17 protein-coding genes are annotated in these 24,463 nt (G+C 67.0%); 6 read left to right on the plus strand and 11 right to left on the minus strand.

The annotated features are described in order from the left end of the window. Positions 1–122: 122 nt before the first annotated feature. Positions 123–1,523: an MFS transporter gene (locus tag ACN9M4_RS06075; protein WP_426302654.1), complete on the plus strand. Its 1,401-nt coding sequence runs from the start codon at positions 123–125 to the stop codon at positions 1,521–1,523. A gap of 72 nt (positions 1,524–1,595) precedes the next feature. Here ACN9M4_RS06075 and ACN9M4_RS06080 read toward each other — a convergent pair whose 3' ends face one another. The 11 genes from ACN9M4_RS06080 to ACN9M4_RS06130 form a co-directional block, all read right to left on the minus strand. Beyond that, positions 1,596–2,201 (minus strand): class I SAM-dependent methyltransferase, encoded by a 606-nt coding sequence (locus ACN9M4_RS06080; RefSeq protein ID WP_426302655.1) that lies wholly within the window; start codon positions 2,199–2,201, stop codon positions 1,596–1,598. Between the two features lie 117 nt (positions 2,202–2,318). Further along, positions 2,319–4,124: an acetyl/propionyl/methylcrotonyl-CoA carboxylase subunit alpha gene (locus ACN9M4_RS06085; RefSeq protein WP_426302656.1), complete on the minus strand. Its 1,806-nt coding sequence runs from the start codon at positions 4,122–4,124 to the stop codon at positions 2,319–2,321. 102 nt (positions 4,125–4,226) lie between these two features. After that, positions 4,227–4,898 (minus strand): Maf family protein, encoded by a 672-nt coding sequence (locus tag ACN9M4_RS06090; RefSeq protein ID WP_426302657.1) that lies wholly within the window; start codon positions 4,896–4,898, stop codon positions 4,227–4,229. 87 nt (positions 4,899–4,985) lie between these two features. Then, positions 4,986–5,168 (minus strand): hypothetical protein, encoded by a 183-nt coding sequence (locus ACN9M4_RS06095; RefSeq protein ID WP_426302658.1) that lies wholly within the window; start codon positions 5,166–5,168, stop codon positions 4,986–4,988. An 82-nt stretch (positions 5,169–5,250) separates the two neighbouring features. Then, the gene (locus ACN9M4_RS06100; RefSeq protein ID WP_426302659.1) at positions 5,251–7,812 is read right to left on the minus strand and encodes an MMPL family transporter; all 2,562 of its coding nucleotides are present in this window, start codon (positions 7,810–7,812) and stop codon (positions 5,251–5,253) included. A 39-nt stretch (positions 7,813–7,851) separates the two neighbouring features. Then, positions 7,852–8,490, minus strand: a complete 639-nt coding sequence (locus ACN9M4_RS06105) for a TetR/AcrR family transcriptional regulator (protein ID WP_426302660.1) — start codon at positions 8,488–8,490, stop codon at positions 7,852–7,854. 56 nt (positions 8,491–8,546) lie between these two features. Continuing rightward, on the minus strand, positions 8,547–8,954 hold the full coding sequence (locus tag ACN9M4_RS06110; RefSeq protein ID WP_426302661.1) for a YbjQ family protein: 408 nt from the start codon (positions 8,952–8,954) through the stop codon (positions 8,547–8,549). A 93-nt stretch (positions 8,955–9,047) separates the two neighbouring features. Next, entirely contained in the window at positions 9,048–10,412 is a 1,365-nt protein-coding gene (locus ACN9M4_RS06115; RefSeq protein WP_426303409.1) for a dicarboxylate/amino acid:cation symporter, read from the minus strand. A 219-nt stretch (positions 10,413–10,631) separates the two neighbouring features. Beyond that, positions 10,632–12,317 (minus strand): DUF885 domain-containing protein, encoded by a 1,686-nt coding sequence (locus ACN9M4_RS06120; RefSeq protein WP_426302662.1) that lies wholly within the window; start codon positions 12,315–12,317, stop codon positions 10,632–10,634. Between the two features lie 63 nt (positions 12,318–12,380). Continuing rightward, on the minus strand, positions 12,381–12,614 hold the full coding sequence (locus tag ACN9M4_RS06125) for an acyl-CoA carboxylase subunit epsilon (protein WP_426303410.1): 234 nt from the start codon (positions 12,612–12,614) through the stop codon (positions 12,381–12,383). Between the two features lie 11 nt (positions 12,615–12,625). Then, positions 12,626–14,209 carry an acyl-CoA carboxylase subunit beta gene (locus ACN9M4_RS06130; protein WP_426302663.1) on the minus strand — a complete coding sequence of 528 codons (1,584 nt, stop codon included), beginning with the start codon at positions 14,207–14,209 and terminating at the stop codon, positions 12,626–12,628. A 210-nt stretch (positions 14,210–14,419) separates the two neighbouring features. Here ACN9M4_RS06130 and ACN9M4_RS06135 point away from each other — a divergent pair, with 210 nt between their 5' ends. The 5 genes from ACN9M4_RS06135 to ACN9M4_RS06155 all read left to right on the plus strand — a co-directional run bounded on the left by ACN9M4_RS06135 (position 14,420) and on the right by ACN9M4_RS06155 (position 24,412). Then, positions 14,420–15,304, plus strand: a complete 885-nt coding sequence (locus ACN9M4_RS06135; RefSeq protein ID WP_426302664.1) for an SDR family oxidoreductase — start codon at positions 14,420–14,422, stop codon at positions 15,302–15,304. Positions 15,305–15,351: 47 nt separating this feature from the next. Next, positions 15,352–16,224: a biotin--[acetyl-CoA-carboxylase] ligase gene (locus ACN9M4_RS06140; RefSeq protein ID WP_426302665.1), complete on the plus strand. Its 873-nt coding sequence runs from the start codon at positions 15,352–15,354 to the stop codon at positions 16,222–16,224. Then, on the plus strand, positions 16,217–16,792 hold the full coding sequence (locus tag ACN9M4_RS06145; protein WP_426302666.1) for a PH domain-containing protein: 576 nt from the start codon (positions 16,217–16,219) through the stop codon (positions 16,790–16,792). Before ACN9M4_RS06140 ends, ACN9M4_RS06145 begins: the two co-directional genes overlap by 8 nt. Continuing rightward, positions 16,782–17,954 (plus strand): adenylate/guanylate cyclase domain-containing protein, encoded by a 1,173-nt coding sequence (locus tag ACN9M4_RS06150; protein ID WP_426303411.1) that lies wholly within the window; start codon positions 16,782–16,784, stop codon positions 17,952–17,954. Before ACN9M4_RS06145 ends, ACN9M4_RS06150 begins: the two co-directional genes overlap by 11 nt. A gap of 329 nt (positions 17,955–18,283) precedes the next feature. Further along, complete coding sequence (locus ACN9M4_RS06155) at positions 18,284–24,412, plus strand: Ig-like domain-containing protein (protein ID WP_426302667.1); 6,129 nt, start codon at positions 18,284–18,286, stop codon at positions 24,410–24,412. Positions 24,413–24,463 lie beyond the last annotated feature (51 nt).

The following is a 24,463-nucleotide window of genomic DNA, read 5'->3' on the forward strand; positions in this document are numbered from 1 at the left end:
GGGCGTCCGCATCATGGACTAAATGTCCATCTATTGGATACCGGGAACTATTATTGAAGTCTCAATAAAACTTGCCGGGCAGGCCGCAGGCGCCGGACCGGTGCGAACGAAAGCAACGGTGAATGTCTTCCATAGCTGAACCCAAGGAAAGCGAGTCGGCCCCGGCCAATACCAGGGGCCGGGTCATCTTCTCCAGCCTCATTGGCACCACGATCGAGTTCTTCGACTTCTACGCCTACGCCACCGCGTCGGTCCTCGTGTTCCCCAAGCTGTTCTTCCCCAACGCCACGGACATCAACGCCATCCTGAGCTCCTTCGCCATTTTCGGCGTCGCGTTCATCGCCCGCCCGGTGGGCTCGATCCTGTTCGGCCACTTCGGCGACCGCCTAGGACGCAAGGGCACCCTGGTGGCGTCCTTGCTCACCATGGGCCTGGCCACCTTCCTCATCGGGCTGCTTCCGCCGGCGACGACGGCGGGCTGGGTTGTGCTCGCCCCGCTCCTGCTCGTGGTGCTGCGCTTCTGCCAGGGCCTTGCGCTCGGCGGTGAATGGTCCGGTGCCGCGCTGCTGGCCACTGAAAATGCCCCCGAAGGCAAGAGGGCTGTCTGGGGCACCTTCCCGCAGCTGGGCGCGCCGATCGGCTTCATCCTCGCCAACGTGCTTTTCGTTGTCCTTGACCTCTACCTGGACGACAAGCAGTTCATGGACTTCGGCTGGCGCATCCCGTTCCTTGCCAGCATCGTGATGGTGGCAATCGGCCTGTACGTACGCCTCAAGCTCGTCGAGAGCAGCTCGTTCCAGAAGGTCATCGAATCGGAGCAGGTAGCCAAGGTTCCGTTGGCTGCCACGTTCAAGTACCACTGGCGCGCGGTCATCGCCGGCACCTTCATCATGCTCGCCACCTATGTGCTCTTCTACCTGACCACCAGCTTCACCCTCACCTACGGCACCGCCCCGGCCAGCGCCGAAGTAGCCCGCGCCGCCGCCGTGAAGGCCGGGAAGACCTTCAACGAAGCCGCCTTCGTGCCGGGCCTGGGCATCGAACGCAGCGAGTTCCTTTGGATGCTGATCCTGGGCGTCGTGTTCTTCGGAATCTTCACCGTGGTCTCCGGACCCTTGGCCGAGAAGTACGGCCGCCGCAAGTTCCTTATCTGGGTCACCCTGGGCATCCTGGCCTTCGGCCTGACCTGGGGCCTGATGTTCGGCCCGGGCAAGGGTGCGGCGCTGGTGGGCCTCATTGTCGGATTCACCCTCATGGGCCTGACCTTCGGCCCCATGGCAGCCATCTTGCCCGAGCTGTTCCCCGCGAACGTGCGCTACACCGGTTCGGCCGTGGCCTACAACCTGTCTTCGGTGATCGGCGCGGCTCCCGCCTCCTTCGTGGCCATCGCCTTGTGGCAGGCGGGCAAGGGCAGCACAGTGTGGGTCGGCATCTACTTGGCCATCGCCGCAGTCGGCACACTGATTGCCTTGGCGATGACCAAGGAGACCAAGGACCGCGAGTTCGAAGACAACATCGCCTGACAGGTCTTCCAACGACGAACGGCCCCGCACCATCGTGGTGCGGGGCCGTTTTGCGTCGTGGAGGTTCGCGGCTCAGGCGCGGCGCGTCATCAGGTAGGCGGCCCAGCCCCGGGGCCAGCCCTTGAGGCCGGATTCGCCGGCCACCCGCTCAATGGCGAAGTCCCGTGAAAACGTGGCCTCAACATACCCCGGTTCCAGGGCGATACCGCCAAACGGCAGGAGCTTCACGGCTGCCTTTTCCCACCTCGTGAGCTCCCATTCGAAGGTCCAAAGCAGGAACTTTGCCCCGGGCGCTGCCAGGGGAACGACGTTGCGCAGGTAGAGCCGGCGCTGTGCTTCGGACAGGTCGTCGAATGTTCCGTAGTCCACCAGCAGCCCAAAGGGGCCGCTGACGTGCCGCAGATCGGTGAGGTCGTCAACAAGGAACCGGACGTCCACGCCGGCGGCACGGGCCTTCGCCCGTGCCTTGCCGATCGCCGCCGGCGCGAAGTCCACGGCGGTCACATCGAAGCCGCGACGCGCCAGAAACACCGCGTTGTCCCCTTCGCCGCAGCCGAGATCGATGGCCCGGCAGGGGGCCAGGGTCCCGTCGCTCACGAGGGCAACCAGGTCCTGCCGGGCTTCGCCGACCCACGGCGGTGTGCCGAAACGGTACCAGGAGTTGTACAGCGCCCTCATGGCACGATGCTAGCCCCGGAGGGTGCCCTCGCTAAGCCATCGCGAACTAGCGATTAGTTCGCTCCCAACCTTCGCTTCGCCCCAACCTTCGCTTCGCTCAGATCGGGCCCTCGCGAACTAGTCTTCGATTGTGGCGATGACCGCTCCGGCGGACACGGTCTCGCCGGCCATGGAAACCAGGCCGTGGATGGTGCCGGCGCGGTGGGCGGTGAGCGGCTGCTCCATCTTCATGGCTTCGAGCACCACGATCAGGTCGCCTTCGGCCACCACGTCGCCGTCGGCCACGGCCACCTTGACGATGGTTCCCTGCATCGGGGAGGTCAGCGCGTTTCCGCCGGTGGCCGCCGCGGACGCTCCTGCGCCGCGGGCACGCTTCTTGGACTTGCCCGCCTTCGCTGAGGCGCCGTTCACGGACACGGCCCCGAGCCCTGCCGGGAGGGCGACCTCAAGGCGCTTGCCGCCCACCTCGACGACGAAGCGCTGGCGCTCACCGGCGTCGGGGGCTTCGGCGGAGGCACCCGCACCGGACCAAGCGGGGATGTCGTTGACGAACTCGGTTTCGATCCAGCGGGTGTGGACCGAGAACGGGCCCTCCTCGGGAGCGAAGGCGGGGTCGGAGACCACTGCACTATGGAAGGGCGTAACGGTGGGCATGCCCGTAATCTCAAGCTCGGCCAGGGCGCGGCGGGAGCGCTCAAGGGCCTGCTTCCGGCTGGAACCGGTGACGATCAGCTTGGCCAGCATGGAGTCGAAGTTGCCGCTGATCACCTCGCCGGCCTGGATGCCGGAGTCCACGCGGACGCCGGGGCCGGTGGGGAAGGTGAGGGTTTCCACCGTGCCGGGGGCGGGCATGAAGTTACGGCCCGCGTCCTCGCCGTTGATGCGGAACTCGAAGGAGTGGCCGCGGACTTCCGGGTCGCCGTAGCCGAGCTCTTCGCCACGGGCCAGGCGGAACTGCTCGCGGACCAGGTCGATCCCGGTGACTTCCTCGGATACACAGTGCTCCACCTGCAGGCGGGTGTTGACTTCGAGGAAGCTGATGGTGCCGTCCTGGCCCACCAGGAACTCGCAGGTGCCCGCGCCGAGGTAGCCGGCCTCCTTCAGGATGGCCTTCGAAGATTCGTACAGGCGGCGGTTCTGCTCCTCGGAGAGGAACGGTGCCGGGGCTTCTTCCACGAGCTTCTGGTTGCGGCGCTGCAGGGAACAGTCACGGGTGGAGACGACCACGACATTGCCGTGTGCGTCTGCCAGGCACTGGGTTTCGACGTGCCGCGGGGAGTCCAGGAACTTCTCCACCAGGCACTCGCCGCGTCCGAAGGCGGCCAATGCCTCGCGGACCGCTGATTCGTAGAGCTCGGGAATCTCTTCCAGCGTGCGGGCGACCTTGAGCCCGCGGCCACCGCCACCGTAGACGGCCTTGATGGCCACCGGGAGGCCGTATTCCTGGGCGAAGGCGACGATCTCGTCGGCGTCCTTGACGGGGTCCTTGAGGCCGGGGGCCAGGGGGGCGCCCGCGGCCAGGGCGATGTGCTTGGCCTTCGCCTTGTCGCCAAGGGCGTCGATCGCCTCGGGGGAGGGGCCGATCCAGGTGAGGCCCTCCTCGATCACGCGCGCTGCAAATTCGGCGTTCTCGGCCAGGAAGCCGTAGCCGGGATGAATGGCGTCGGCGCCGGACTGCTTGGCGACGTCGATCAGCTTGTCAATGACGAGGTACGACTCGGCGGCAGTGTTGCCACCCAGGGCGTAGGCCTCGTCTGCCAGCCGGACGTGCAGGGCGTCCCGGTCGGGGTCGGCGTAGACAGCAACGGAGGCGAGGCCTTCGTCCCGGGCTGCACGGATAATGCGGACCGCGATCTCACCGCGGTTGGCCACCAGTACCTTGGTGATCGAGCTGGAAACGGGCTGCGCCGGCTGTGCTGTCAACTTGACTCCTTCTGTCCTCAAAGGAGACTAGCGTGATTGTGAGGGTTCCGCCCATATTGATGGGGGAATCCGTGCGTGCGGCGCCTCCTGTTTGTAGGGTTGCTACAAACCGGGGGAGTCTCCGTCGCTTGCCCACAGCTCGGTGATGCCCACCTGTGCCTGGCCGAGCAGTTCGCGCAGGGTGGAGACGGACAGCCCGACGACGGCATGCGGGTCGCCGTCGACCTTGCGGATGAACGCCCCGCCCAGTCCGTCGATGGTGAAGGAGCCGGCGCAATGCAGCGGCTCGCCCGTGGCGATGTAGGCGTCCACCTCCGCCTCGCTCATCGGGGTGAAATGCACTTCGGCGCTGGAAACGGCGCCGAGGGTCGCCCCCGTTCCGTCGGCGCTTTCGCCGTCCTCGACGTCGGCGGCTGTTTCGCGGCAGTCCACCAGCCAGTGCCCGGTGTGCAGCACGCCCGAGGAGCCGCTCATGCGCAGCATGCGTTCCTTGGCGACCTCGGCGGTGTACGGCTTGCCGTGCGCCTCCCCGTCGAACTCGAACACCGAATCGCAGCCGATCACCAGGGCGCCTTCGGCCTCGGGCAGTGCCGCGACGGCCTCGGCCTTGGCGCGCGCCAGCAGCAGGGCGGTATCGTGCGGGTCGGTGACCCCGTAGCGCGCCTGGACGGCGTCCTCGTCGACGTCGGATACGAGGACCTCGTGCCGGATGCCGGCTTCCGTGAGGAGCTTGGTGCGGGCGGGGGACTGGGAGGCCAGGATAAGTCGGGTCACGCGTTCAAGGGTATCCGCTGCCGGTATGCGCTGGCGGAAAGCAAATGGAAGGAACGTCCGGACCGGACGTTCCTTCCATTCCAGGGGCTAAACCCTCTCGCGCGTGCGGTCGATGACCGGTTCCCGCGGGGTGGAGAAATCGCGGCGCCGGCGCGGGAAGGCCCAGAACGTGCCCTTCGCGTCAACATGTGGTTCCTTGTGCTCCTCGGTCTCCCGTGAGGCATCTTTCTTGGTGTCCCAACGGAAATCCTTGCTGTAGCCGTAGCACATCACAGACCTCCTTCTGGTGACTGCCCTTTAATCCTCCTCCTGATCCGGCAGCGCGTCGAGGGCAGTTCGCGTCGAGGGCTGCTCAGGGCACCAGTTCCCTCGCGTCGCCGGTGTCCGCGGCTGCCGAGCTTTCCCGGACGCCCGTCCTCTCAAGGGAGGCGCCTTCGACGTCGACGTCCGGCAGGATCCGGTCCAGCCAGCGCGGCAGCCACCAGGCCTTCTCGCCCAGTAGGTACATGGCTGCGGGCAGGATCGTCATGCGGACCACGAACGCGTCCACCAGCACGCCGAACGCCATCGCGAAACCGAGCGGCCGGACCATGGTCAGGTGGGAGAAGATGAAGCCGGCGAACACGCTCACCATGATGATCGCGGCGGCCGTGACCACGGCGGCGGCGTGGCTGAAGCCACTGCGCACGGCAGGCTTGGCGCTCTCGCCGTGCATGAACGATTCCCGCATGCCGGAGGTGATGAAGACCTGGTAGTCCATCGCCAGGCCGAACAGCACACCGATCAGGATGATCGGCAGGAAGCTCAGTACCGCGCCGGGGTTGGCGACGTCGAACACGCCACCCAGCCAGCCCCACTGGTAGACGGCCACCACGGCGCCGAACGCCGCGGCGAGCGAGAGCAGGAAGCCGCCAGTGGCCAGCAGCGGGACCACGACCGAACGGAACACCAATAGCAGCAGGATCACTGATAGCCCGACGACGATCGCCAAGTAGGGCGGCAGCGCGGCGCCGAGTTTTTCGGAGACGTCCACGTTTCCGGCCGTCTGGCCCGTCAGGCCGATGGTGACGCCGGTTGCGGCGGCGATGTCGCTGCCCTTGGCCCGGAGTTCGGAGACCACCTGGACGGTGCTTTCGCTGGCAGGGCCGTCCTGCGGGATCACCTGGAACACCGCGGTGCGGTGGCCGTCGCTTCCCGTGGCCGGGCTCAGGGCGACCGGCACGGCGGCGACCACTTTGTCCACGCTCCGCAGGTCCCCGGCGACGTCCAGCTGCTTGTTGACCGCTTCGCTGTCGCTGAGCCCGGCGGGGAGTTCGCCCACCACCACGATCGGTCCGGTGACGCCCTCGCCGAAGCTCTTGCGGGTGAGGTCGTAGGCCTTGAAGGCCTGTGAGTCGACAGGTTCGGAGCCGCCGTCGGGCAGTGCCAGCCGCAGCTGTGAGGCCGGCAGCGCCAGGACACCGAGCAGCACGACGCCGGCGAGGAGGGACCACAGCGGGTGTCGGGTCACCAGGGCGCCCCAGCCGCGGTTGCTCTTGCGCGTGTCCGCGGCCCGGTCCGCGGCCTCGTGGCCCGGTTCCGCGTTGTGTTGCGCGGCTTTCGCCCACGCCCGCTTGGAGATCAGCCGGCGGCCGATCAGGGACAGCACCGCCGGGGTCAGGGTGAGCGAAACGACGACGGCAACCGCCACTGTCGCGGCGGCGGAGAGGCCCATCACGGCAAGGAAGGGCAGGCCGGGGACCACCAAGGCGGCCAGGGCGATGACCACGGTGAGGCCGGCGAACAGCACGGCGTTGCCGGAGGTGCCGGTGGCGAGGGCCGCGGATTCCTCCGGGTCCATCCCAGCGAGCATCTGGCCGCGGTGCCGGTTGACGATGAAGAGGGAGTAGTCGATGCCCACGGCCAGGCCGAGCATGAGGGCAAGCATAGGGGAGATGGAGCTCATGTCGATGACACCGGTCAGCGCGAAGGTCCCGCCCACGCCCACCGCGACGCCCACAACGGCCATGAGCAGGGGAAGGCCGGCGGCGATCAGGGTCCCGAGCATCACGATCAGCGCCAGTGCGGCGACCGCGATGCCGACGATCTCGGCGACACCGAAGATCTGGGAGACGTCCTCGGTGATTTCCTTGCTGGCCAGGGCCGTCACGCCGGCGGACGAAACACCGTGGACAATGTCCTGGACCCGCTGGCGTTCCGCCGGTGTCAGGGCATTGATGGACGTCTTGAACTGGACCTGGGCGATCGCGGCCTTGCCGTCGTCGGAGACGAAGCGCATCCCTTGGGAAGCCTCAAGCTGCCGTTTGGCCAGGGCGAGCTTTTCCGCCCCGTCGGCGGCCTCCTTTTCGCCGGCTTCGAGCTTCGCCCGCCCCGCGGCGAGCTCGGCCTTCTGCGGCGCAAGCTGCGCGTCGATCGCCGCTGCGGGCAGTCCGGCAGTTGCCATCTGCTGCTCGGCGGCCTTCAGCTGGGCCTCCCCGGCGGTCAGCTGCGCCCGGGCCTGCTCAAGCCGGGCCTCTCCGGCGGCCGCCTGCTTTTCGCCCTGCTCGACGGCGGCGGGCGCCTTGTCGAGCTTGGCCTGCGTGTCGAAGGGGTTGACGGTGGACTGCACGGTGGGAAGCTTCTTCAGCTTGTCCAGCGCGACCGCGACCGCGTCCTTGCCGGCCTGGTCGAAACCGCCGCTGCTGGCCTCGAAGACAATGCCGGCCGAGCCGCCGGCCGCCTCGGGCAGGTCCTTCTTGAGCTTGTCCAGCATCCGCTGCGTCTCGGTGCCCGGGATCTGGAAGTTGTTGGACATGGTGCCGTGGAAGGCTGCGGCGGAGGCGCCAACGGCCACCAGGACGGCCAGCCACAAGGAGATCACGAGCCAGCGGTGGCGGTAGGAGAACTTGCCAAGACGGTAGAGCAAAGTAGCCATAGTGGAACCGATCTGTTCTGGGTGGTCAGGCGGTGGCGGTCAGGCGGTGGTGCCGGATGAATTGAAGCCGGAAGCCAGCAGGCCCACGGCGGTGACGAGGTGCTGGCGGAAGACTGCCAGGGATTCCGGGGAAAGATCGGCGCCGCGTTCTTCGAACCAGACGCCCATCGCGGCCTTGCCGCAGGCGATGATCGAGCCGGCCATGGCTCGCAGGTGGAGTTCGTCGGCGCCTTCGCCAAGTCGCTCCCGGGCTGCGGCGATGATTTGTTCGGTGCAGTGCTCCCAGGCCTCGAGCTCGCAGCGTCCCAGCGCCTGGCTGGAGTTCGTGAGACTGAAGAGCTCGGCAATGGGAGCCGCCGTCATCGGATCCGCCAGCTCCATCAATGCAACACGGGCGGATTCCAGAATGGGTTCATCCGCGGGGCGGAGGCGGAATTCGTCCAGGACGTTGTCGAGGAAGCGGTCCGCCAGCGACGCCAGGGCGGCGTCGACGCCGGTGAAATAGTTGAAGAAGGTCCGCCGAGACACGCCCGCCTCGGACGCGATGTCTTCCACGGTGAAATTGCCCGCGCCCACGCTGCGCAGCAGGGCCAGTGCGGCGTCGGCGATGGCGCGGCGTGTGGCGACCTTGTTCAGTTCACGGCGGGAGGCTGCTTTGGCTGTATCGGTAGGAGGCACATATTTACACTAAGTGCATTTTTGCACTCTGCGCAAGTTAATAATCCGGGTCGGCGTCACGGCGCGGTCGGCTGTGGTCCCGCCTGCTGGTCCGCGGTGCTGCTCAGGTAGATCGACTGGCCGGTCGCCCCGGGTTCGCCTTCCTTGAGCGGGATGGCGAAAACAGCCGTGCCGTAGGCGCACACCTCGGTCCAGTTGGTGCCCATCTCCGAGGTGTCGAAGCGCATTGCCACGATGGCGTTGGCCCCGCGCTGCTGTGCCTCGTGGACCATGCGGGCCATGACTTCCTGGCGGCTTTCGTAGAGGGCCTTGGTCATCTCGGGGAGTTCGCCGCCGCCCAGGGACCGGAATCCCGCAAGCATCTGTGAACCAATGTCCCGGGACCGGACGGTGAGGCCCATGACCTCACCGAACACGGCGTCGATCCGGTGGCCTGGAATTTCGTTTGAAGTCACAATCAGCATGCGCTGAGCCTACCGGGAGGCCCGGTTAAACGGATGAATCCCCGGGAAATTCCCGGGGATTCATCAGCAGGGCGGGTGCCATGGGCGGTGTGTTTAGGACGCGGCGCGGGCGAGTTCGCGTTCCTCCGTGGAAGCCTGGTCCGGTGCCTCAGCGTCCTGTGCCGGAGCTTCGTCGGCAAACGCGGTACCCGTGCGCGGTGCGTTGTACAGTACCTCGTCCAGGATGCCCTGGCGCTTGGCCACGATCGTGGGCACGAGCGCCTGTCCTGCGACGTTGACCGCGGTGCGGCCCATGTCCAGGATCGGATCGATCGAGAGGAGAAGTCCGACGCCGGCCAGCGGCAGGCCCAGGGTGGACAGCGTCAGGGTCAGCATCACCACGGCGCCCGTGGTGCCCGCCGTGGCGGCGGAGCCCAGGACCGAAACGAGGGCGATGAGCAGGTACTGGCTGAAGTCCAGGTTGATTCCGAAGAACTGGGCCACGAAGATTGCGGCAACTGCCGGGTAGATCGCGGCGCAGCCGTCCATCTTGGTAGTGGCGCCCAGCGGCAGAGCGAAGGAGGCGTAACCACTTGGCACGCCGAGGTTCCGTTCGGTGACACGCTGCGTGAGCGGCAGGGTGCCGATCGAAGACCGGGAGACGAAGGCCAGCTGCACGGCCGGCCACACGCCGGAGAAGTACTGCTTCACGGACAGACCGTGGCTGCGGACCAGTACGGGGTAGACGGCAAACAGCACCAGGGCCAGTCCCACATAGATGGCCACGGTGAACTTGCCGAGGGACCCGATGGTGTCCCAGCCGTAGATGGCCACGGCGTTGCCGATCAGGCCGATGGTGCCCAGGGGGGCGATCCGGATGATCCACCAGAGGACCTTCTGGATCACGGCCAGCGCGGAGGCGTTGAAGTTCAGGAAAGGCTCGGCCTGCTTGCCCACCTTGAGGGCGGCTACGCCGACGGCGATCGCGATCACCAGGATCTGCAGCACATTGAAGTTCACCGCGGTGGTGGCGGCGTCATCGGCAAGGGTCGTGCTCGCGCCGAGGCCCAGGAAGTTCTTCGGAAACAGGCCCGTGAGGAAAGCCCACCAACTGCCGACCTTGCCCGGGGCTTCGCCCTGGCTGTTGATGCCGGTGCCCGAGCCTGGCTGGAACAGCACGCCCAGGCCGATGCCGATCAGCACCGCAATCAGGGAGGTGATGGCGAACCACAGCAGGGTGTTCCAGGCGAGCTTCGCCGCGTTTGAGACCTGGCGGAGGTTGGCGATCGAGCTGACGACGGCGGTGAAGATCAGCGGCACGACGGCCGTCTGCAGCAGCGAGACGTAGCTCGAACCGATGGTCTGCAGGGTGGCGCCGAGGCCGTTGGGGGCCGTCTTGGTGCTGCCGGTGTACTTGGCGACGAGGCCGAGGACCAGACCGATGACGAGGGCGGCGATGATCTGCACGCCGAAGGACATGGCCCACTTCGGGAGCCTGGTCGCGGTCTTTCCGGCGGAGGGCGAAAGGTTGGATGTTTTGCTCACCGGAACAACCTAGAGGCAGTTGGAATACCAGAGCGAGTGCACGTTGAGAAATATGACGGGGAACATGACGTGGCGGCCGTCACTGGGATACCAGCGGCGGCCGCCAAATCAATGAAGTTTCAAGTTATTCCATGCGCCGCTGTGGCATATGTCTCAGCCGAGGAGCGCCCGGCGGAGCGTGTCCAGGCCTACGGATCCGACGTTCAGGGCGTCGCTGTGGAAGGCCTTGAGCTCGAAGCCCTGCCGCTTTTCCAGCTCCGCGCGGATCTCCTCCCAGAGCCGCTGGCCCACCTTGTAGGAAGGTGCCTGGCCCGGCCAGCCAAGGTAGCGGGTGAACTCGAACTTGAGCTGGCCCTCGCTGATGGGCAGGTTGGCACGCAGGAAGTCATAGCCCTTGTCCGGCGTCCAGGTGCCGCTGCCCCAGGCCTCGGGGATCTCGAGTTCGAGGTGCACGCCGATGTCGAAGACCACGCGGGCGGCCCGCATGCGCTGCATATCCAGCATGCCCATGTGGTCGCCAGGATCCTTCAAGTAGCCCAGCTCCAGCATCAGCTTTTCGGCATACAGGGCCCAGCCCTCGCCATGGCCGGACACCCAGCAGATGTTGCGGCGCCAGTCGTTCAGCAGCTCGCGGCGGTAGACGGCGGTGGCCACCTGCAGGTGGTGGCCCGGCACGCCTTCGTGGAAGACCGTCGTCGTCTCCGCCCAGGTAGTGAAGGTGTCTTCGCCGGCCGGCACGGACCACCACATGCGGCCCGGGCGCGAGAAATCGTCCGCCGGCCCGGTGTAGTAGATGCCGCCCTCGTCGGTGGGGGCGATTTTGCACTCAAGGGTCTTCATGACGTCCGGGATGTCGAAGTGGACGTCGGCGAGCTCGGCCACGGCACGGTCCGAAAGTTCCTGCATCCACGCCTGGAGGGCATCGGTGCCCTTGATCTGCCGGGCGGGATCATTGTTCAGGATCTCCTTGGCTTCCTCGATGCTGGCGCCGGGCTTGATCTGCCCGGCCACCCGCTCCTGCTCGGCGATGAGCCGCTGCAGTTCCTGCACGCCCCAGGCGTACGTCTCCTCGAGGTCCACTGTGGCGCCCAGGAAGGTCCGGGAGGCCAGCGCGTAGCGTTCCCGGCCCACTGCGTCCTTTTCGGGGGCGAGCGGCAGCAGTTCCGCTTCGAGGAAGGCGGCCAGGCCTGCGTAAGCCGAACGCGCGACGGCGGCACCGGCGTCGAGCTTTTCCTGCAGTTCCGCAGGGAGCGGTTTGCCATCGATCGCCGCGTCCGCGGCGAGCTTGGCGAAGTATCCGTCTTCGGCGGCGTACTTGCTGGTCTGTTCGATGACGATCCGCACCTGGCGGGCAGCGGCGACCTTTCCTGCGTCCTTTGCCGAGCGCAGGGAGGCGATGTAGCCCTCGATGGCGCCGGGCACGTTGGCGGCGCGGCCGGCGATGTGCTCCCAGTCCTGCGGCGTGGCGGTGGGCATCAGGTCGAAGACGGCGCGGATGTCCTGTGCGGGGGAGGCGATGTTGTTCAGCTCCGCGGCATCCCAGCCGGATTCGTGGAACTCAAGCTGCAGGCCCAGGCGCTCCCGCATCGCATCGAGGGTGATGACGTCGGACGCGTCGGCGGGCTCCAGGCCGGAGAGCTTGTCCAGGGTGTCGCGGGCAGCGGCGGCGAAGGCCGCGGTGCCGGCAGGCGAGAAGTCCTGGTATTCGCTTTCGTGACCCGGAATGCCGAGGGTGGTGGCCAGGCTCGGGTTCAACGCCAGGAGCGTTTCGGTGTAGGCGTCAGCTACGGCGTCGATGGCTGTCCGGGAACGTGCCGGTGAGGTGTTTTCAGTAGTCACCAGACGAGCCTAGCGGTGGGCGCGCCTTTCTGAAAGGGTTGCTGAACACTCCCCGCGGCGGGTTCAGCCCTTGCTGCGCCGCCAGGCGCCCGGACCCGGAGTCGGGTTCAGGCCGAGCCGCTGGCGCCGCACCCAGTGGCGGACGTTCGCTTTGGCCGGCGCCGGGGCAGCGGGGGCCGAGAGCGAAGCGACGACGGCGGTCAGCGCGGCGAGCTCTTCCGGCGTCGGGTTTCCCTTCAGTACCGAAAGCAGGGGAGTCTGCGGGGTTTCGGGGGCCGGGCCCTGGTCCTGTTCCATGGAAGCCGGGCTCACAGCGGGATGTTCCCGTGCTTCTTGCTGGGCAGGCTGGCGCGCTTGTCCCGCAAGGCGCGCAGGCCCTTGATGATCTGGACGCGGGTGTCGGACGGCGCAATGACGGCGTCCACATAGCCGAGTTCCGCGGCCTGGTACGGGTTGAGGAGTTCCTCTTCGTACTGCTGGATGATCTCCGCGCGCCGCGCCTCGACGTCGCCGCCGGTTTCGGCAACCGCGGCGAGGTCGCGGCGGTAGAGGATGTTGACGGCGCCCTGTGCCCCCATGACGCCGATCTGGGCGGTGGGCCAGGCAAGGTTGAGGTCCGCGCCGAGCTTCTTGGAACCCATCACGATGTACGCGCCGCCGTAGGCCTTGCGGGTGATGACGGTCAGCTTCGGGACGGTGGCCTCGGCGTAGGCGTAGAGCAGCTTGGCGCCGCGGCGGATGATGCCCTGGAATTCCTGGTCCTTGCCGGGCAGGAAGCCGGGGACGTCCACCAGGGTGATGATGGGGATGTTGAAGGCGTCGCAGTGGCGGACGAAGCGCGCCGCCTTTTCAGAGGCCGCGATGTCCAGGGTGCCGGCGAACTGCATGGGCTGGTTGGCCACGATGCCCACGGTGTGCCCTTCGATGCGGCCGTAGCCGATCATGACGTTCGGGGCGTAGAGCGACTGCATCTCCAGGAAGTGGGCGTCGTCCACGATCTGCTCGATGACCTTGCGCATGTCATAGGGCTGGTTGGCCGAATCCGGGATGAGCGTGTCCAGGGCGAGGTCGTCGCCGTCGATCTCCAGTTCCTGCTCGTGCTCCAGCACGGGGGCTTCGGAGAGGTTGTTGGAGGGCAGGAAGTCCAGCAGTTCGCGGACGAATTCGATGGCGTCGGCTTCGTCGCTGGCCAGGTAGGTGGAGGTGCCGGTGGTGGCGTTGTGCTGGCGCGCGCCGCCGAGGGTTTCCATGTCCACGTCCTCGCCGGTGACGGTCTTGATGACGTCCGGGCCGGTGATGAACATGTGGGAGGTCTTGTCCACCATCACCACGTAGTCGGTGAGGGCGGGGGAGTAGGCGGCACCGCCGGCGCAGGGTCCCATGATCAGGGAGATCTGCGGTACGACGCCGGAGGAGTGGACGTTGTTGCGGAAGATGTCCGCGAACATCGCCAGGGAAGCCACGCCCTCCTGGATGCGGGCGCCGCCGCCGTCGTTGATGCCGATCATCGGGCAGCCGTTGCGGAGCGCAAACTCCTGGACCTTGACGATCTTCTCGCCGTTGACCTGGCTGAGGGAGCCGCCGTAGACGCTGAATTCCTGGCTGTAGATGGCCACCAAGCGGCCGTCGACGGTGCCGTAGCCGGAAACGACGCCGTCGCCGAGGGGCTTCTTCTTCTCCATGCCGAATGCCGTGGAGCGGTGGACGGCGAGGGAGTCGAACTCGACGAAGGAGCCTTCATCCAGGAGCAGGTCGATGCGTTCGCGGGCCGTGTTCTTGCCGCGGGCGTGCTGCTTTTCGATGGCCTCGGGGCCGGAGGGCTGTTCCGCACGGGCCTGGCGGTCGCGGAAATCGGCAATCTTTCCCGCCGTCGTGGTCAGATCGTGGCTCATCAAGTGTCTCCGGCTCTGTAGCTGTTTACGCTGGCACTGCATTGCTGGGCATGCGTTCTTAAGTAGCATCCGTACAAAATGCGGGCCCTGCTGGCTAGTCTAGTGACGCAAAACCCGGATACTGCTGTAGAAACCCTACAATTTTCCGTCTTCAAGTCGAGCATCCACCAATGTTACCCGCGAGTAACTTTGATCGGCTACAGTGTCCCCATGACCTCAAGCAACGATGCTTCAGCACGTGCCGCCAGCCCCTACCGGGCGACGGGCACCCTCAAGGGCCGCACCCTCCTGATGTCCGGCGGCAGCCGGGGAATCGGCCTGGCCATAGCGCTCCGCGCCGCCAGCGACGGCGCGAACATCGTGCTCATGGCCAAGACCGGCGAACCCCACCCCAAACTGGAAGGCACTGTGTACACCGCTGCCGCCCAACTGGAGGCCGCCGGCGGGCAGGCCCTCGCCCTGGTGGGGGACGTGCGCAACGACGAGGACGTCGCCGCCGCGGTGGCCGCCGCCGTCGAGCGCTTCGGCGGGATCGACGCCGTCGTCAACAATGCCTCGGCCATCGACCTGTCCCGGACGGACGCCGTCGACATGAAACGCTACGACCTCATGCAGGACATCAACGTCCGGGGCACCTTCCTGCTCTCCAAGCTGGCGCTGCCCGCACTGCGCGAATCCGCGCACGGGCAAATCCTTACACTGTCTCCGCCACTGAACCTGGACCCCAAATGGGCCGGCAGGCACCTGGCCTACACGATGGCCAAGTACGGGATGAGCCTCACCACCCTGGGTCTCGCCGAGGAGCTTAAGGACGACGGCGTGCTGGTCAACTCGCTCTGGCCCTGCACCCTCATTGACACGGCCGCCATCCGGAACATGCCCGGCGGCGACCGCATCGTGCAGGCTGCCCGCGGTCCGGAGATCATGGCCGATGCCGCCCACGCCATTCTCAGCGGGGGAGTCGGCGCCGCAGGACCGTTGAGCGGGAACTTCTACACCGATGAGCAGGTCCTGCGCGCGGCCGGCGTCAGCGACTTCCGGCCCTACAGCCTCGGGGCCCCGGAGGAACAGCTCGTGCCCGACATTTTCCTGTAGGCGCAAGGGCTACGTCCGCGACCGCCGGGATCGTTAGGATTCAGAGTATGGAACGGGCAAATCTCGATAAGGACGCGCTGCTCAACGGGGACTTCCTCTCAAGCACTGGCATTTCCCGCCTGGAGGTCGTGGAGTCCACCGGCTCCACCAACGCCGACCTCCTGCGGGCGGTCACCGTGGAACCCAAGGAATGGCCGGACATGTCCGTGCTGACAGCCGAATACCAGACCGCGGGACGGGGACGCCTGGAGCGGCACTGGGAAGCGCCCGACCACTCGGCCGTATCTGTGTCGATCGTGCTGCGGCCCGTCAACGCCCAGGGCCTGCCCGTGCCTACCCAGAGCTACTCCTGGCTGTCGCTACTCGCCGCCCTCGCCCTGCGTGAGACCCTGCTCGAAAACTGCGGCCTGCCCGCGGAGATCAAGTGGCCCAACGACGTCCTGGTCCGCGGCCGGAAGATCTCCGGAATCCTGGCCCAGCTGGGACCGATGGGCGACGGCACGGTTCCTGCGGTCGTGCTCGGCACCGGCCTGAACGTCAGCCTCGCCGAGGACGAGCTGCCGGTTCCCACCGCCACCTCCCTCCTCGTGGAGGGCTCGACCACCCTGGACCGCACCGCCATCCTGCAGAACTACCTGTCCCGTTTCGCGGCGCTCTACCGCAGCTTCTGCAACGCCGACGGCGATCCCTCCGCGGGACTGGCCGGCGGGCCGTCGCTGCATAAGCGGGTGGAGGCGGTGCTGGTGACGCTGGGCCGCGAAGTCCGGGCGCAGCTTCCCGGCGACCACGAACTGGTGGGCCACGCCTCCCGCCTGGACGAATACGGTTCCCTCCTGGTGGTGGACCACGGCGGCCGTGAACATGTAGTGACGGCCGGGGACGTGGTGCATCTGCGACCCACCGATGGCGGATATGCGTAAACAGCTCCTGCCGGGTGAGCAAGTGATCGTGGTGACCCGGCAACAGGGGCGCCGCCTCCTCTTCCCGGCGGCAGCATTCATCCTCACCCCGGCGCTCGCCGCGTATGCCTGCGCCTGGATCGTCAAAGGCGGGCCGGCCAAACTGATGCCCGTGATGACCGGCTCGGATTGGACACTCTGGCTGGTGCTCGCGTGCGTATTCCTCGCAGTCCTGGTTCTCCTTGGCTACTGCCTGCCGAAGTACCTTGAGTGGCTGGCCGTGCAGTACATCCTCACGAGCCGCCGGATAATTGCCCGATTCGGAATGCTTCGGCGCCGGGACTGGCAGCTTTCGCTCGCGGCAGTGCGTAACGTCGGTCTCAGGCAGACCCTGATCCAGCGGACATTGCGCTCGGGGAATATATCCTTGGATACCGGGCAGCCGGGAGGAACCCTGATGCCCGATGTTCCGGAGGCCGCGCGGTTCCGGAACTTCATCCTCGAGGCCATAGACGGCCTGCCGCCGGTATCGGTGAATGACAGTAGAAACACATGGGCAAGGAGAGAAGGTGGACAAGATGAGCGGTGAACAGCCCCGGGACCCGGAGGACGGCAGCGATTCCTTGCCGGAACCTTCCCTTGACGAGCCGATCACCAGGCCGCTCCCCGTGACGCCGGACCCGCAGGTTTCTCCGCCCACTGGAGTGATGTCCGCCGAACGTATCGCTATGAAAGTACTTGAGACCAGGCTCCTTGGAGGCGAACGCAAGCTCCGCCGTCGCGAAGTCGCCGCTGCGGCCGGGGTCTCCGTTCTGTCTGCCCGCAAGCTTTGGCGCGCCCTCGGCTTCCCCAACTTCGGGGACGAGGACGTCGCCTTCACCGAGCAGGACCTCACCGCGCTATCCACCATCCTGGACCTGGTGCGTGCCGGCAAGCTCACCGAAGAAGCGGCCATCTCAGTGACCCGTGCGATCGGGCAGATGACGGACCGCATGGTGGTCTGGCAGGTCGAAGCATTGATCGAAGACATGGTGGTGCAGCAGGGCATCCCGGACGCCGTTGCCCGCAAGCAGTTGGTCAGCGAACTGCCCAACCTCCTGGACGCCATGGAAGAGATCCTGGTCTATTCCTGGCGCCGGCAAATGAACGCCGGCGTGCAGCGCCTGGCCGTGCGGGCCGAGGCCGGGCTGCGTGCCAGTGAGGCCGGCCGCGAAGGGGACGAGGACGACGCTCCGCTGCCGTTGGCGCGTGCCGTGGGCTTCGCCGACCTCGTGTCCTACACCAGCCTGTCGCGCCGGATGAACGAAAAGACCCTGGCCCAGCTGGTCCAGCGCTTCGAGAACAAGTGCGCGGAGATCATTTCCATCGGCGGCGGACGGCTCGTCAAGACCGTCGGCGACGAAGTGCTCTACATCGCCGAAACCCCGGCCGCCGGCGCCGAAATCTCCCTTGCGCTGGCCCGCGCATTCAGTGAGGACGAGATCCTTCCCCAGGCGCGCGTGGCGATGGTATGGGGCCGCATCCTGTCCCGGCTCGGCGATATCTACGGGCCGACGGTCAACCTCGCAGCGCGCCTGACGGCCCTGGCCGAACCCGGCACCGTCCTGGTCGACCAGACCACCGCCGCGGCCCTGGGCCAGGACGATCGTTTCGTCCTGGACCCGCAGGCCACGGAGAACGTGCGCGGTTTCGGCGAAATCACCCCGGTCCTGCTGTCTCCGGGCCAGGGCAAGGGGCTTGTCCTGGACTGAGCAGGCCCCGCCCCGCCTGCCCCGTGGCCAAACCGCAGTTCCGCCAGTTGATAGACTTATTTTCCGGCGGCCTCCCTGTTCTTCATAGGGCGCTGTTTCGCGGGCCTTCGGATGGGTACCTTTCCCCATCGCGGCGTCCGTGAGTCCTTGATTATTCTGGAGCGCCGGTGCTATCTGCTCCCCTTGGTAACCGGGGGACGCCCATGCGATAGTCGTATGGACAAATTCCGCCGCCGTATGGGGGTACGGCGGAATCGCATGATCACCGGTCGGAGGCCGTGAGGTTCGAGGCCGCCTGGGGGCGGCCGTGATGCAAGGGAATTGAATCTGTGACGTCTTTATTCGGCAAGCTGGGGCTTAGGAAACGCCGAAACAAGTTCATCGCCACCACCGGATTCACCGCAGCAGTTGCGCTGCTGGTGACCGGCGCTGTGCTGTACCCGGGGTTCAAGACCGCGGAACTCGAACTGAACGACGGCGGCGTGTGGGTGGTCAGCAAGACCAAGAACGCCGTGGGCCGCCTGAACTATCCCTCCCGGGTGCTCGACGGCGCGGTCACACCGGCCAGCACCACCTTCGACGTGCTGCAGAATTCCAGCGACGTCTTCGTCGACGACAGCACCGGATCCACCGTCAACCAGGTCTCCGCGGCGAACCTGCGGCTCGGCGGGGACAAGCAGCTGCCGTCCTCTTCGAAGGTCAGCTTCGGTACCCAGGTGCTTTCCGTTACCGATCCCGTCAAGGGCCGGGTCTGGGCCCTCTCACCGTCCACGATCAACAGCTTCGACGAAGAGGGCACCCAGCCGGTGCTGCTGGCCTCCTCCGGCGCGGTCTCCGCCGTCGGGCAGGACAACCGGATCTACACGGCGGACCCGCAGAAGGGTGAAGTCACCGTCACCTCTGTGGACGCCAACGGCGAACGGCAGAACTCCGAAACCACCAGGATCGATGAACTCAAGGGCGCCGGTGACCTCCAGCTTGCCGTGGTCGGCGACAAGCCGGTGGTCCTGGACGCCGCCCGCGGAAACCTGTTCCTGCCGGGCGGGCGCAAGCTCCAGCTCCAGGACTCCCGCGAAGCCAAGCTCCAGCAGAGCGGCGAAGCCAGCAGCTACGTGGCCATTGCCACCCCGAAGGCGCTCATCAAGCAGCCGCTTGACGGATCCACCGCCGCCGTCGTGAACTTCGGCGGCCAGGGTGTGCCCGCCGCCCCCGTGCAGGTGGCCGGCTGCACGCACTCGGCCTGGGCCGGTGCCAACAAGTACGTCCGCGACTGCACGTCCGACGCCGACGACAAGACCGCCGACGTCCCCAAGGCCAGCGGTTCCCCGAGCTACGTGTTCCGGGTCAACCGCGACCTCGTGGTCCTCAACGACGTGAACTCCGGCAATGTCTGGATGGTCAATCAGAACATGCAGCTGGTCAACAACTGGGACGACGTCATCCCGCCGAAGAACCAGTCCGATGACCAGGACGAGGATTCCGCGGACGAGAACACCATCAACGTGCTGCCGGACCGGACCAAGCCGAACCGTCCGCCGGAAACGAAGCCGGACGAGATCGGCGCCCGCCCGGGCAGGACCACCGTCATGAGCGTGCTGGACAACGACTCCGACCCCGACGGCGACGTGCTCACCGCCTCGATCGGCGGCAACGCGCCCAAGTCCGGGGCCATCGAAAGCATCTACGGCGGCTCGGCCTTCCAGATATCCGTTCCCTCCGACGCGAAACCCGGCACCGAGGTCATCGACTACAACGCGGCCGACGGCCGCGGCCTGTCCGCCGGGGGCAAGATCACTCTGCACGTGGTGGGGCCGGACGAGAACAAGCCGCCGGTCTTCAAGCGCGCCAGCCCCACGACGCTGCTCGTGGAACAGGGCAAGTCCGTCAGCCAGAACATCCTCACCGACTGGATGGACCCCGACGGCGACGACCTCGTCCTGATGGACGCCAAGGCCGACAACCCGCAGGACCAAGTCAAGATCCGCCGCGACGGCCTGCTCACCTACCAGGACTCCGGCGCCACCGCCGGCAAGAAGAACGTCACCGTCTCGGTCTGGGACGGCCGCGCCACGGCCACCGGCCGGGTGGTCATCAACGTCCGGCCGCCGGGAGCACTGCAGCCGGTAGTCAACGCGGACCACGTGACCGCCGTCGTCGGGCAGGATCTGGTGATCGCCCCGCTGAAGAACGACGTCGACCCCAATGGCGGCGCGCTGCGCCTGGCCCATGTCGAGGCGGCTGGCCCCGCAGAACTCGGCCCCGTGACCGACGGCGGCACCTTCACCTTCCGCAGCAACACGCCCGGTCCGGTGTACTTGACGTACATCGCCAGCAACGGTCCGCAAAGCACCCAGGGCCTGATCCGGGTTGACGTCGAGTCCGGCAAGGACGCGGGCAACCCGGTGGCCGTGCACGACGTCGCATTGCTCCCGGTGGGCGGCAACGTCCTGGTGGACCCCCTGGCCAACGACTCCGACCCCTCCGGAGGGGTCCTCGTGCTGCAGTCCGTGACCCTGCCGGAGAACACTTCGGTGTCTGTCAGCGTCATCGACCACAGCGTCCTGCGGGTCACCGACGTGCTAGGCACCCAGCAGCCGGTCATCTTCCGCTACACGATTTCCAACGGGCACAAGTCCACGAGCGGCACGGTCTCCGTGGTGCCGGTGCCGGCGCCCGCCGTCGTCGAAGCTCCGCAGCCGAAACCGGACGAGGTGAACGTGCGCGTCAACGACGTCGTCACCGTCGCGGTCCTGGCCAACGACACCCACCCGCAGGGCGAGAAACTGCACGTGGACCCGGTCCTGGCGCAGACCGTCCCGGAGGCCGACGGCAAGACCTCCATTTCCGAGGATAAGTTGCGGTTCATCGCCGGTTCCGTGCCCAAGACGGTGCGTGCCATCTACAACGCGGTGGACCCGCAGGGCCAGAAGAGCGCCGCCGCGGTGACCATCCACATCCTGCCCTTGGAAGGCACGCAGAACTCGCGCCCGCAGCCGCAGAACCTGACCGCCCGCGTGGTGGCCGGCGGCACGGTCCGCATCCCGGTTCCGCTGGACGGTATCGATCCCGACGGCGACTCCGTACAGCTGACCGGCATCGACAGCACCCCCGGCATGGGCACCGCGACGGTGGGCAGCAGCTTCATCGACTTCGTGGCCGCCGGCGACGGCGCAGGCACCGACACCTTCCGCTACAAGGTGATCGACCGCCAGGGCGCCGTCAACTCCGGGACGGTCACGGTCGGCATCGCCCCGCAGGGCGAAGACAACCAGAAGCCTGCCCCTGTGGACGACACCGTCTCCGTGCGCCCGGGCCGCCAGATCGCCGTCGACGCCCTCGCGAACGACTCCGATCCCGACGGCGACCGGATCGCCATCAAGGCCGACGGCATCGAAGCCGATCCGGCGCTGCAGGCCAGCGTCAGCAAGAACAGCGGCCGTATCATCCTGACCGCGCCGGGCAAGGAAGGAATCGTCAACATCCGGTACACGGTTGTCGACGAGCGTGGAGCCACGGCCGGCGCCACCATCCGGGTCAACGTCAAGGCCGAGATCCCGCTGCTGGCACCGATCGCGCGCGACGACCGCGTGACCTCGGCCCAGACCATGGGCAAGAAAGCCGTGGACGTGCCGGTCCTGAAGAACGACGAGGACCCCGACGGCGTCGGCGAGAACCTGAAGATCGCCACGGCCGTCGAAACCGCCAAGCCTGGCAACGACGGCAATGTGCTGGTCCAGCTCACCGATGGTCCGCAACTGGTGCCCTACACCGTGGAGGACGTGGACGGGCAGAAGTCAACCGCCATCATCTGGGTACCGGGCATCGGCCAGCAGGTTCCGACCCTCGCCAAGGACGAAGTCATCGAGGTCATCGCAGGCCAGTCCGTCACGGTCAACCTCAACGAATGGGTGAAGGTCCGCGACGGCCGTAGCCCGCTCCTGACTCAGGCTGACCGCATCAAGCTCATCGGCGCGGACGGCAGCGACCCGATCGCCAACGGCGGCACCGCCATCAAGTACACCGCGGGCAAGGACTATGTGGGCCCCGGCTCCATCACCTTCGAAGCCACCGACGGGACCGGCCCGGATGATCCGAACGGGCAGAAGGCAACACTGAGCATCCGCACCAAGGTGCTCCCGGACCCTAACCGCAACCACGCTCCGACCCTGCTCGGCAGTTCCCTCGAGGTGCCCCAGAACGACTCCGCGAGCATCGAACTGGGCCGCCTCACGAGCGATCCGGACGGTGAGGACGCGGAGAACATGAAGTACGAGGTTGTCGGCAACAGCCCGGTAGGCTTTGACGCCCGGATCGACGGCAGGACCCTCCGCGTCGGGGCCAACGGGGACGCGAAGCCCGGCGTCGCGGGAAGCGTCCAGGTCAAGGCCAAGGACCCCCGCGGCCTGGAAGCGACGGCTACCTACAAGCTCGCCGTGACCGCGTCCAACCGCCCCAAGCCGGTGGCGAGCGACGACGTCGAGCCCGACGCGGCCGCCGGCAAGCCGGTGACGGTGAAGGTGCTGGCCAATGACTCCAACCCGTTCCCCGACACCCCGTTGAAGATCGTCAACGCTGTCACGGAGACGGGGCAGGGTTCGGCCGTGGCGAACGGAGATTCGGTCACGGTCACCCCGTCCACGGGGTTCACCGGGTCGATGATCGTCGCCTACACGGTGGCCGACAAGACCGGCGACCCCTCCCGCCAGGCCACGGCACGCATCCGGCTGAGCGTGAAGGACAAACCGATGCCGCCCTCCACCCCCCAGGCACAGAGCGTGGGGGACGAGACGGCCCTGCTGACGTGGACGGCGCCGGCCGACCGGGGTTCGCCCATCACAAAGTACACAGTGAGGGGCGAGGGCGGATTCCAGCAGGACTGCCCGGCCAACACCTGCACGCTCAATGGCCTGACCAACAACGTCAAGTACCACTTCACGGTGACGGCCACCAACGCGATCGATGAGTCGGACCCGTCACCCGCGTCGGCCGAGGTGCGGCCCGACGTCAAACCGGACACCCCGTTGGCGCCGGGCCTGAAGTTCGGCGACGAGCAGCTCACGGTCACCTGGACCGCGCCGGCCAGCAAAGGTTCGCCGATCAAATCCTACGACCTGGAGATCTCGCCGGCACCGGCCGGGCAGAACCCGCAGATCCAGAACCTGACCTCCACCACCTATGTGTGGAAGGGCCTGACGAACGGCGTCTCCTACAAGGTGCGCGTCCTGGCCCGCAATGACGCCAAGGATCCTTCCGAATGGAGTCCGTACTCCGCCGCTGAGGTACCGGCGGGGGTTCCGGCGACGCCGACTGCTCCCACCGTGGCCAGCGCCCAGCCGGTCGGCAGCCAGAGCCAGCTGAGGGTGACCTGGACCGCTCCGGACAACAACGGCGACGCGGTGTCGGCCTACACCCTGACCACCCTGCGCGGCGGCGCCGTGGTTGCCTCCCAGAAGGTGGGAACCACAGCCCAGAACGTGGTGGTGGACAACTCCGAGGCGAACTACACCTTCACGGTTTCCGCGACGAACAAGGCGGGTACCGGCGGCACGAGCCAGCCTTCTGCTCCCACCCGTGCGGCGGGCAAGCCCGGAACCGTGAACAGCGGCACGGTGGCGCCCACCGGCAGCAGCGGTGAGCTGCGGCTGACCTTCACCCCGCTGACCGCTGCGCAGCGCAACGGCTCGCAGGAGAGCGAGATCGAATACAGCTGGCGGACCGCCTACGGTTCCGGGCCCATTCCCGCAGGTGGCGGCGTGATCGGTGGCCAGCCGAACGGCACCGACGTCACGGTCACCATTGTTGCCCGGTCCATCAAGGCCAACATTTCCGGCGATGCCAAGGCCATCGGCAGCGGCAACCCCTACGGCGCCCCGGATGCCCCGAACGTGAACGGCGGCAAGTCGGCTACGGGAGACGGCGAGGTGCACTGGACCTGGAACAACCCGAACATGAACGGGCGCCCCTTGAGCCATTTCGAAGTCAGCTATGACGACGGCGGATGGATCAACGTGGGTACGGCCAACCGTTACGACCGTGGCGGTGGCGGCTGGGACCAGACCCACAACCTGAAGGTCAGGGCCGTGACCGTAGTGAACGGCGCCATCGGCAGTGCCAATGCGACCACCGGCAACGACCCGACCCCGCCCCCGCCGCCGAACCGCGTGGCAATCAACAATGACGGCACCTATAACAGCTGCACGGAAGTCCCGGGCGGCAACGGCTACGACGGCGGCACCCCGAAGCGCTGCTATGGCGTCGCCAGCCCGGGCGGGCCCGGGGCACCGTCACCGTGGCTGAGCACCACCGACGGCGGAACCCCGGTGGACCGCTGCGGCAGCCCCTGGGGCGGCAGCGGCTGGTACCGCATCAGCGGTCCCTCCGCTTCGGGAAAGAACCTCGACGGCCGCTGGGTCCGGGCAGATACCGTGCACTTTGTGTCCGGCAGCCGACCCTGCTGATCCGCAAGCCCGGTGCCGGCGCAATCCGGCACCGGGTTCCCTGAACCTGTA

The sequence above is a fragment of the Arthrobacter sp. R-11 genome, assembly GCF_049913155.1.
GTDB lineage: Bacteria > Actinomycetota > Actinomycetes > Actinomycetales > Micrococcaceae > Arthrobacter.